At 54.1% G+C, this 10,198-nt stretch carries 7 protein-coding genes and 3 pseudogenes; 2 read left to right on the top strand and 8 right to left on the bottom strand.

Going from position 1 to position 10,198, the window contains the following annotated elements:
- Window positions 1-147: 147 nt before the first annotated feature.
- The 7 genes from KKP04_RS15015 to gmd form a co-directional block, all read right to left on the bottom strand.
- The gene (locus KKP04_RS15015) at window positions 148-1,356 is read right to left on the bottom strand and encodes a glycosyltransferase (RefSeq protein WP_251134173.1); all 1,209 of its coding nucleotides are present in this window, start codon (window positions 1,354-1,356) and stop codon (window positions 148-150) included.
- A gap of 296 nt (window positions 1,357-1,652) precedes the next feature.
- Window positions 1,653-2,399 carry a bifunctional 2-polyprenyl-6-hydroxyphenol methylase/3-demethylubiquinol 3-O-methyltransferase UbiG gene (locus tag KKP04_RS15010; protein WP_215033415.1) on the bottom strand — a complete coding sequence of 249 codons (747 nt, stop codon included), beginning with the start codon at window positions 2,397-2,399 and terminating at the stop codon, window positions 1,653-1,655.
- Between the two features lie 92 nt (window positions 2,400-2,491).
- Window positions 2,492-3,379: an alpha-1,2-fucosyltransferase gene (locus KKP04_RS15005; RefSeq protein WP_215033412.1), complete on the bottom strand. Its 888-nt coding sequence runs from the start codon at window positions 3,377-3,379 to the stop codon at window positions 2,492-2,494.
- Window positions 3,376-4,038, bottom strand: coding sequence for an FkbM family methyltransferase (locus KKP04_RS15000; protein WP_215033409.1), 663 nt, complete (start codon window positions 4,036-4,038; stop codon window positions 3,376-3,378). The genes KKP04_RS15005 and KKP04_RS15000 overlap by 4 nt, the downstream gene beginning before the upstream one ends.
- A 40-nt stretch (window positions 4,039-4,078) precedes the next feature.
- On the bottom strand, window positions 4,079-5,467 hold the full coding sequence (locus KKP04_RS14995; protein WP_215033404.1) for an oligosaccharide flippase family protein: 1,389 nt from the start codon (window positions 5,465-5,467) through the stop codon (window positions 4,079-4,081).
- A 241-nt stretch (window positions 5,468-5,708) separates the two neighbouring features.
- Window positions 5,709-6,656, bottom strand: coding sequence for a GDP-L-fucose synthase (locus KKP04_RS14990; RefSeq protein WP_215033401.1), 948 nt, complete (start codon window positions 6,654-6,656; stop codon window positions 5,709-5,711).
- Between the two features lies 1 nt (window position 6,657).
- Complete coding sequence (gene gmd, locus KKP04_RS14985) at window positions 6,658-7,740, bottom strand: GDP-mannose 4,6-dehydratase (protein ID WP_215033398.1); 1,083 nt, start codon at window positions 7,738-7,740, stop codon at window positions 6,658-6,660.
- Window positions 7,741-8,079: 339 nt separating this feature from the next.
- Here gmd and KKP04_RS14980 point away from each other — a divergent pair.
- Both KKP04_RS14980 and KKP04_RS14975 read left to right on the top strand, forming a co-directional pair.
- Window positions 8,080-9,072 (top strand): annotated as a pseudogene (locus KKP04_RS14980) (IS481 family transposase); the annotation flags it as partial.
- Between the two features lie 66 nt (window positions 9,073-9,138).
- Window positions 9,139-10,075 (top strand): annotated as a pseudogene (locus KKP04_RS14975) (IS630 family transposase).
- A gap of 29 nt (window positions 10,076-10,104) precedes the next feature.
- Here KKP04_RS14975 and KKP04_RS14970 read toward each other — a convergent pair.
- Window positions 10,105-10,198: pseudogene (locus KKP04_RS14970) on the bottom strand (IS5/IS1182 family transposase); the annotation flags it as partial.

Raw genomic sequence — 10,198 nt, 5'->3', positions numbered from 1 at the left:
GGCCTGTGGACCCTGATCGGCGAGCTCGTCGGCATCTTCCTGCCCAACGAATGCGCCAACTATTTCAGATCATGCGGTTATGAGCCAGGCTGATCGAAATGCGCTCTAATGGCCAAATATATCCGGATCCGAGTTTTATCGGGGAGCTTAGGTCAACCTGTCCAGACCAATCAGGGCGTCTGCAACTGCACGTGCATTATGGGTTTGATTGTAGTCGCGCGCAATACGCTGGCGGCAGGCCTCACGCATCGCCATAATGTGCTTCGGGTCCGTCGCGCGTGCGTTACGAATTTCTTGCGCGAGCGCGGTTGGACTGACATCGGCCGCGACCACGCGTCCTACCGTGCCATCAACCAGTTCTGCATTGCCGCCGACATCCGTCGCCAGCGCTGGAATCCCAGCTGCCATCGCTTCCATAATGGAGACTGGAATTCCTTCGCTAGCGCTGACATTGAGAAAAAGGTCGAAAGGTTCTGCCGCGTAGATGTTAGGAACCTCTTGAGGTACGATGTTTCCTAGTAAGCGCACTTCGACAGTGTCGGGCAAGCGGGCGCAAGTCGAGCGAACCCGCTCCAATTCGGGCCCGCCGCCGATATGCGTCCAGGCGATCGGGAACTCTATATAAGCAAGAGCTTCGGCGATTAGATCCAGGCGTTTGACTGGCCGAGCGTAGGCGCAGGAGACAATCCTGAAACGACCATCGGTGCTTGGTTGCGAGATCCCCTGCAGTACAGTGCCGAGACGTAGGCGTTGAATTCGCGCAGCATGATCTGGATAAAGCCGGGCTAGCAGGTCAACGCCGCCTTGGGAAACTGGCGCAATGATCCCTGCGCTCTCGACGATTCGCTTCTGAAAGGGGATGTACCCTTGGTTGATTTCGGGATAGAGATCCCAACGATGCAGGCGCACGAGAGACCTTGCGCGAACTTCGGGCTGCAAATAGGCCAAAACCTCAGCGTAGCCGCGGCCCCAGAAGAAATAGAGTGTACTCTCCGATAGGAGCGGCGCGACGTGGTCGCGCCAAGTAGCACTCCGCATAATCGCTTCGATATCAGCAGCAGATGCCCAGTAGCGCCGTCGGGCCCTGAAGTTGGGTGTCGGCTCCATCAACCTAATATGAGCGGTTAGACGGCGGCCGAATATGCTCGCGACTCGCTGTACTTTGGTCTCGCGCGCCTTGTTCAGCGGAAAGGCCGGTGGCAGAACATTAACGCCCTCCGGTAGGTCTGGCGACACGGATGCGACCTTTTGGTGTAGCGGTGCAATGTAAATTGCGTCAAATCGCTCACGTAAAAAGGCGAGCTCCTGACCTTTCCAAGCGTTGGTTCGGTCGTAGGGATAGGCCGCAGTGAACATGATCAATCTACGCATCGGAAGTACTTTTCCTGTAAAATGGCGTTGTGGGATCCGAAGAGATACGGGGATTATTTTTGACTCCGGTCTCGGAACGATGCGCCTTTGTGTCCGAAGACAATTTGTTCAGTTGGTATTAGGTCTTCGCCTACAAGCGGCGCTGGATGAAAAAGTGGCACTCGAAAATCGCTGCGCCCTAGAAAACCTCTTCGGAAAATTACAGCCGATAGCTTCTCGAAAATCAATACATCCAGCCAGCAATTATATATGAACAAGCGAGCGAATTTATCAGAGACCTACTAGGTTCGCGTGTAACGCCTTAGCCTCCCCGGCCTAAGAAATATCCTGTCAAAATGGAACCATATCTTCCTCGCGATTGACGTATTGCTATCGCACGTTTCCAGCGGAAGACGCTTTTCGAAAGCAGCGTGTACATATTGGTTGCTCAACCACAAATCAACGTATCGAAATTCTTTCAAGCGCCATCCGGCCTGTTCGGCTTCACTTATAAGTGTTGCGACCTCCAGCACGTTGTCGATGATCTGTAATTCTGTCGGATTTTCGGACATAAGATGCAGTTGATATTCAGGGCTCGGATAGGTGAGCACGAGCGTCGCTGACTCTGTAGCCGTCCCGGCGATATCGAGAAAGACCTTGGCGCGCAGATCGTCTGGTATGTGCTCAATTACGTCGATTAAGCAGAAGGCATCAATTGGGCCGTCTGCAAGCTCGCGCAGAATTGGAAATTGTTCGGTTACGCTGGCTGCGTCGAACATCACATTCCTTGCGGCAACGGTTTTCCTAGCGTAGGCTATGTTCTTCTCAGAAATGTCTACAGCGATGACTCTGGCGCTCGGATATTCCCTTCCAATTAAATCGGCGAATATTCCAATTCCACAGCCGACATCGGCAATGGTTTTCCTGCCACCAAGGTGGCGCTTTGCAAACTGAAATGCCGCATCTAATCTAGGACTACCATCCACCCGGTAGCCAATCATACGCTGATCTCGAAAAGCATCGTAGAATTGCTGTACGTCGGTATTCATGCGGTTCCCTCTCCTGTTCTTAAGCGCTTCCTCGACCCTGTCGATGCTCTGGATACAAAATGTTCCAATGATTTCGCAATATTCCAGATAAACTAAATTTTTATCCACTTATCGGGAATGCGGTCGCTACTTACGAACTTTGTATTATGCGACCACTGCTCTGGCGCGATGACCACCTTGTCTGGGAAATCCGACAGCCAGGCGGCCCACCATGCGAACGTGCTGTTCGAGATTACGAAATGGCGGCAGTTCCGGAGGACTTCAAATTCCTCCGTAGGGGGATGTTCGGCGTCAGACAAATCTACGAATTTGTGAGCGCTTCGAAACAGCGCCTGTTCACGGCACCAGGTGATATCATCTGAAACGATGTAGATTCGAGCATCCGAGCCCAACATTGTCCGCACGCGAGCAAGCGCCCGCATGTAATAGTCTAGCGGTAAGGCCTGGATCACATCCCGGTATGCGTCATTATCGACATAATCTGTGCGCCGAACGTGCAGGCCGATGCTGTTCTCTAACCGCGCTTGCTCGCAGATTGCGCGGCACGATTCGGAAATTTGATTCAAAAGGCGAAAGTCATTACGCAATAACCCTCCAGCCTCTTCAAAATAGAGGTGGCTTTGAAAGCGCCCGGCGACGACGGTGTTGTCGGGAAGCATTGCAAACGATGAGTCGAAAGCGATGCACGGCTCCTCGTATAAACCATGCGGACGTACCCCGCGTGCCACTCGGGCCATTACGCGCCGCTGGAGAGGTGCCCTAAATTGAGAGCCGTAGCGTAGGTCTTCGTACCAATCGAGCGGCCGGCCCGCCGTGTGGAAGTGATGGAGTTCGAAATGCCGGATCGTACCCTGGCCCGCGTGGCCGATGTAGGAAAGATCATAGCGCAGTTCGGCACCAAGGCGGTGCGCTAGCGCGCGTGCGGCGGCGTATTGGAACATTTGGTTCCCCATTCCGCCCATCAGCCGAACGACGATCAATGTGGCGTCTCCTCAGCCTTCAGGCTGCGGGCGGCGATGGAAGCTCCGCTAGCGCCCTTCCAATCTCTCTCCACAAATATGGTGTTAATGAACGTGTCAGCGTAAACGGTATAATTTTGTGAAATGAAAAAATCAATAAGGTCCCAGTCCCGCTGATTAGATCCGTCGGGATTATATATTTTTGTCTCGACACACCAAATTTTTGGCCTAAATTTTGTGAAATCAATCTCTGAAACGAGCGGCATCAAATTTGTTTCGATATCCAGCGATACAAAGTCAACTGGAGTTGCGCAGCAACGGCGGCATATATTTGGAAATGATATCGTAGGTACAACCACAGTCTCACGAACCTTGAAGAATCGATGTTCGCTTGGCTTCGCGGCTTGGCTCCTGTCAGTCGTAGAGAACTCATGACTATTCATAATATGAAGCTCTACTTCGCTTACACCCTCCCTTTCAAGGGCATTAGCTATTATCTCGTCGCGAGGACGCTTTGAGGCTAATTTCCTGGCAAGTTCCGGATTTGCCTCAACAAGGAGTCCTTCGCTCCCTTTCTCATAGAATTTATAAGTGTTATTTAATCGCGTGGGATGATTTGCACCGATATCGACGTAGTACGGCTTCTTGATTTTCATCTGCTTCAAAATGAAGTCGACCAAAATATCCTCACCGCATTGCGAGTAGCTTCGTTCAAAATTTCTACGAAATAGCGCCATGTATACCCCCTTTAGCCTTTCGGGTCGTCTGCTTTGCGAGCTTCCAACCAATGTAGATCTGTATTATCCCGAGCGCTGAGAGCGCGAGCGCCCATCCTTGCAGGACTTGTAGTGCGTCGGCGTGCAATATCTGTGGGACTAGACAACCTATCAACGCTAAAGCCAAACCAAAGGCATGCAAGTGGAGACTGAGGTGTTGGTTGCCGGTATACAGGATAGAGGATCCAAGCGAGCTGACGAACATCTGAAAAACAAGAACCGGGCAGAGGATTTGTGCAATCTGGCCTGCCTCGCGCCAATTCTCGCCCAGGTAGACCGTGAAAATGGTTTCACCAAGCAACGTGAATGTGAGGAAAAACGGAATGGCTACAAAGCTAATTATAGGAACGGTTCTAATATAGAGTGCCCTGCATGAGCCTGTCTTATTGTATTCCTCCGCAGCTCGCTGGATATATACTCGAGCTACCGCGCCACTGAACATCGAAACCGGTAGGATCAGCAACTGCTGCGCCCGACTAAAGGATCCTAGGGTGGTTGCGGCACCCATAGAAGTCAATGCGAGTATTGGTAATTGCGCGCCAACAGACTGCAAGAATGATGCGGGCATTGTGAAGAGCGGATAACCCCTATGCCGCGCCGAAAGTCGCATCAGTTTGCGCTTGCTGATGCCCGCTCTGAGGACATTGCGCCGATGTAGGATCGCCACAGAGAAGCCAAGCGTGATCGCCTGACTCAGCATTGCGGCGAGCATTAGACCATCTGATCGCAGACTCAATAGGCCGAAAGCGATTGATGCAAGCGCACTCGCGGCTGAGGCTGTGAATTGCATCACGGAAAGTATCTTGTAGGCCTGATCGCGGTTGGCGATTGCCATCGCGGTGAGCGAGGTACCGACAACGAGGGTAGAGAACGGTAACGCGGCGAACCACAGACCGTATCCTCGAAAAGCATCCGCAAACGGATCAATAAGGTAAAGCGCCACCGCAACAGGGATGGTAAACATTGCAAACGCGGCGGTTGCGGCTAACGCAACCAATGCCAGTTGGTGCGCACGCTGAGTTGTCTTCTCAATGACGATACCGTGTTGGTAGTGAAGAGTAGCGATAGATGCCGCAACATTGACTAGAGCACCAAATGCAGCCAGTAGTGCATAGTCTTCGGGCAAATAGATCCGTCCAAGGATCGGTGCTGCCAAGAATGGAATCACCGCCGCCGCCATTTGACCGCTCGACAGCGTCATGATGCTACCTAGGTAGCTCGAACCGCCCAGCCAGCGCAAACCTGTCACGCCCACCACGCCCTCCCTGGGCCCGCGCGTGCGGCAACCAAGCTTTGATTCATCTCGGCGCACCTTTGCTTGCCAGATTGCCACTCAACGGAGCTCCGACCAAGTGGGGCGCCTCCGTTATTAGCGTTGTCTCGCGTTACTGTCCTCGAGCGCCCGCGCGTGGAATCCCGCCCTCTCCTGTTTGTATTGAAACAGCCGCCTCCAGCCGTTTCTGTTAGCTATGGCCTTTGAAGGCGCTTCGTTTTCGTGCTCGTCGTAGCCCATCCATTATTTTTAAAAGTTGGAGCCTTCTGCACCAAGTTGGAGTTTATCTACTCGTTATCCGTCAACGCGTCAGGCCGCCGGAGTGAAGGAAGCTTGCATAAGCATTTTCAATTCCCTCTCGTAGGCCAATACGAGGCTTCCACCCAAGCGATTTGATGAGATCGGCGCTCATAAGCTTACGCGGAGTGCCGTCTGGCTTGGAAAAGTCATGGACAATTTCACCCTCAAAGTTGACGATCGCGCACACAAGATGCGCCAGTTCGAGAATGGTCAGATCTTCACCAGAACCGACATTGACATGTCTATCGTCGGAATAAACCTTCATCAAATGCACGCAAGCGTCAGCGCAATCATCAACATGCAGAAATTCACGTCGAGGAGTTCCTGTCCCCCAGACTGTGATTTGCAGGTCCCCATGCATTTTGGCCTCATGGGCCTTGCGAATGAGCGCCGGCATAACATGGCTGGAATTTAAATCGAAATTGTCACCGGGTCCGTAGAGATTGGTCGGCATGGCGGAAATGAAATCGCGACCATGCTGTTTGCGATAAGCTTGGGCAAGTTTTATGCCGGCGATCTTTGCGATCGCATACCACTCGTTGGTTGGCTCTAATGGGCCGGTCAGGAGCGCATCCTCGTGAATGGGCTGCGCCGCAAATTTCGGATAAATGCATGAGGAGCCAAGGAACAGCAGCTTTTCGACGTCGAACCGATGAGCGGCTTCGATAATATTCGCCTCGATCATCAAATTGTCATAGAGAAAGTCAGCAGGATAGGAATCGTTTGCGAGAATCCCGCCGACTTTAGCCGCAGCCAAGAAAACGCAGTGCGGCCTATTCTTTTCCATCCAGGTGGCGACTGCCGCCTGGTTTTTCAGGTCGAGTTGATCCCGTCCAGCCGTCAGGATTTCGCATCCTTCGGACGCCATACGGCGAACAATCGCAGATCCAACCATGCCGCGGTGTCCGGCGACAAAGATACGTTTATCAGAAAATGTGTAAGCAGCCATATTAACCTCTCTTGCTGATCGGGGCCGTTGCCATAACTCTGAGATCTTCGCGGACCATCTCGCGCGCCAAGTCGCGTACGGAGGTTTCGTGCCGCCAACCAAGATTGTCATGAGCCTTGGCGGGATTGCCGATCAGCAAATCGACTTCAGTCGGTCGGAAGTAGCGCGGGTCAACTTCGACGAGCACACGTCCCGTCTCGGCGTTATAGCCCTTTTCATCGACGCCTTCGCCCTTCCAGACGAGATTAAAACCGGCATCGGCGAAAGCCCACTCGACGAAAGTGCGCACCGGCGTTGTTTCGCCCGTCGCCAGGACATAATCATCCGCTTTTTCTTGCTGCAACATCAGCCACATGCCGCGCACATATTCACGGGCGTGTCCCCAGTCGCGCTTGGCGTCGAGGTTGCCTAGGAACAGCTTGGATTGGCGGCCAAGCTTGATAGCAGCCGCTGCTCGGGTGATTTTTCGCGTGACAAAGGTCTCGCCGCGCAAGGGGCTCTCATGATTGAACAAAATGCCATTCGACGCGTGAAGACCGTAAGCCTCCCGGTAATTGACCACGATCCAGTAAGCGTAGAGCTTTGCGGCCGCATAGGGAGAACGCGGATAGAATGGCGTTTTTTCCGATTGCGGCACTTCCTGCACCAGCCCGTACAGTTCGGAGGTCGAAGCTTGATAGAAACGCGTTTTCGTTTCCAGACCCAGAATGCGGATTGCCTCGAGCATCCGAAGAGCCCCAATCGCATCCGCGTTGGCAGTATATTCCGCCGTCTCAAAAGAAACCTGAACGTGGCTCTGAGCAGCAAGATTGTATATTTCGTCAGGCTGTGTCTGCTGTACGATCCGTATCAAGTTTGTCGAGTCCGTCATATCTCCGTGGTGGAGAATGAAATTCGCATTCGTCTCATGCGGATCCTGATACAAGTGTTCGATGCGACCGGTATTAAAAGACGACGACCGGCGTTTGATCCCATGAACAATATAGCCCTTTTCGATCAATAAATCAGCGAGATAGGCACCATCCTGGCCGGTGACTCCGGTGATAAGAGCTACTTTTTGAACAGGCTTGTCCTCAAAAGACATGGAGATTCTCACACTTCGAGCTTCGATACACAGTCAACGGCTCAGAGCCGCCATAAAAAGGATGGCCTCGCCCCCTGCGCGAGCGATGCCAGGAAACTCGGCCTCCGACCAAAGCCGCACAAAAGTTGGTGCCGCATGAATCTCAAACGAATCATAACGTTAAACCGCTACGTCGGTGTCAGCACGCGCCAGACACGGCAAAATCCTTAACCGATTATAGCGAAAACGCAACGTCAGTTTTTCTCTTATGTTGAAAACATGTGTATGAGCATGAGGCTAGGTGTTCAGTCCCGGCTTGTGATGGTGTATCGTTAACGCCATCACAGCGGGAGGGACTATGGTCAGGTTTTACACGGGTGCGCCACGACAACGCACGCCGTTCGAACGGAACTACAGCGATCGGAAGCTCCGGTCGCGGAACTCGCAAGGCGCTTTGGCGTCAACGAGAAGACCGTGAGAAAGTGGCGCGCGCGCAGTTCCTTCGAAGATCGGCCGATGGGGCCGAAGGAACGCCGCAGCACGGTGTTGTCACCGATGGAAAAGGCTGCGATCGTCGCGCTGCGTGTGCAGGCAAGGCTGCCGCTCGACGATTGTCTTCGTGGCCCTGAAAGACGTCATCCCGCATCTGACGCGCTCCTCGCTGCATCGCTGTCTGCAGCGCCACGGCATCTCGCGGTTGCCGAAGGCTGATCGTGAAAAGCCGAAGCAAGTCAAGGCTTACCACATCGGTTATTTTCATATCGACATCGCTGAACTTCGCTACGAAGGCGGCAAGGGCTTCCTGTTCGTCGCCGTCGACCGCACCTCGAAGCTCGTGTTCGCCCGCATCTATCGCAAGACGACGAAGCTGGCAGCCGCCGCCTTCCTCAAGGTGCTCGTCGCCGCCGTTCCCTATAAGGTGCACACAGTCTTGACCGGAGCGAAGGTTTATCCTGAGCGACAAGCGCTCAGGTTCGGCGTTCAGTTCGTCCAGCGCGACAGGTCAGGCGACTTCGTCGCTCACGTGTTCGGCAGGGTCTGCGACCAGCACGGCATCGAGCACCGGCTCACCAAACCCTACCATCCCTGGATGAACGGTCAGGCCGAACGCATGGTGCGAACCATCAAGGACGCGCAACAAAAACCTTCCACTACAACGCGATCGACGATCTCCGCCGTCACGTCCGGGACTGGCTGTCGGCCTATAACTTTGCCAAGCAACTCAAGGCCTTGCGCGAACACCCTTCGAGGCTATCCGGAAACTCAGCGAGGAAAAGCCAGACCTCTTCATCCGAAAGCCAGACCCATCACACATTGGGACTAAACACCTCGAGTCTTTCTGACTTTAATTGAATCGCTAGGGATTCCATCCTGGGCGAACAGTGATTCAAGTTACATGCTGGGCGGAGGCCAGCATGTATGGCGCGAGCTTATTCTCTGGACCTGCGTGAGCGGGTGGTGGCGTTTGTTGCGAGCGGTCAGACGGCGCGGGCGGCCTCAGCCGCGTTCGATGTCAGCGTGGCAAGCGTCGTAAAGTGGACGCAACGCGTGAGGGCAACCGGCAGCGCGGCCGCCAAACCGATGGGCGGCAAGCGGCCATTTCTTTTGGAGGCCGAGCGCGATTGGCTGTTGGCGCGCCTGGATGAGAAGCCCGATTTGACGCTTCATGCTCTTCGCGGTGAGTTGCGCGAACGGGGCGTCTCCGTCTCCTGCGACACGCTGTGGCGCTTCCTCAAACGCCAGGAGATCAGCTTTAAAAAAAAACCTTGTTCGCAGCCGAGCAGGATCGTCCCGACATCGCCCGGCGCCGGCTGCGCTGGAAGAAATACCAGGCCCGATTTGATCCGTCCCGCCTTGTTTTCATCGATGAGACCTGGGCCAAAACCACCATGACCCGCACGCGCGGCTGGTGCCGACGCGGCAAGCCGCTCGTCGCCAAAGTCCCGCATGGCCACTGGAAAACGCTGTCGCCGCACCGCGCCATGACGCCATCACCGCGCCCTTCGTGCTGGACGGCCCCATTAACGGCGAGGCCTTCCTGGCCTATGTCGAACAGATCCTTGTTCCGACCCTCATACGCGGCGATATCGTAGTCATGGACAATCTTGGTTCTCACAAAAACCGGGCCATTCGCAACGCGATCCGCGCCGCTGGTGCACGACTTATCTTCCTGCCACCCTACAGCCCCGATCTGAACCCCATCGAACAGGTGTTCGCCAAGCTGAAAACGCTCCTCCGGAAAGCCGACGAGCGCACCGTTGAAGCTGTCTGGAAAGGGATCGGATCGCTGCTCAGGTGCTTTGATCCGCCCGAGTGCGCCGCCTACTTCAGGAACGCTGGCTATGCTTCAATCTAGGTCGGAAAGACTCTAGGAAGTGTGGACATTTATCGGATCCACAAGATGGTTGCTGCGAGAGCGATCATGGAGCGGTAGTTTCGGGCGGTTTTTTCATATCTCGTAGCGATGCGTCGAAACTGT

It is taken from the genome of Rhodomicrobium sp. Az07, assembly GCF_018619475.1.
GTDB lineage: Bacteria > Pseudomonadota > Alphaproteobacteria > Rhizobiales > Rhodomicrobiaceae > Rhodomicrobium.
This window is presented reverse-complemented; position numbering and strand designations above follow the sequence as displayed.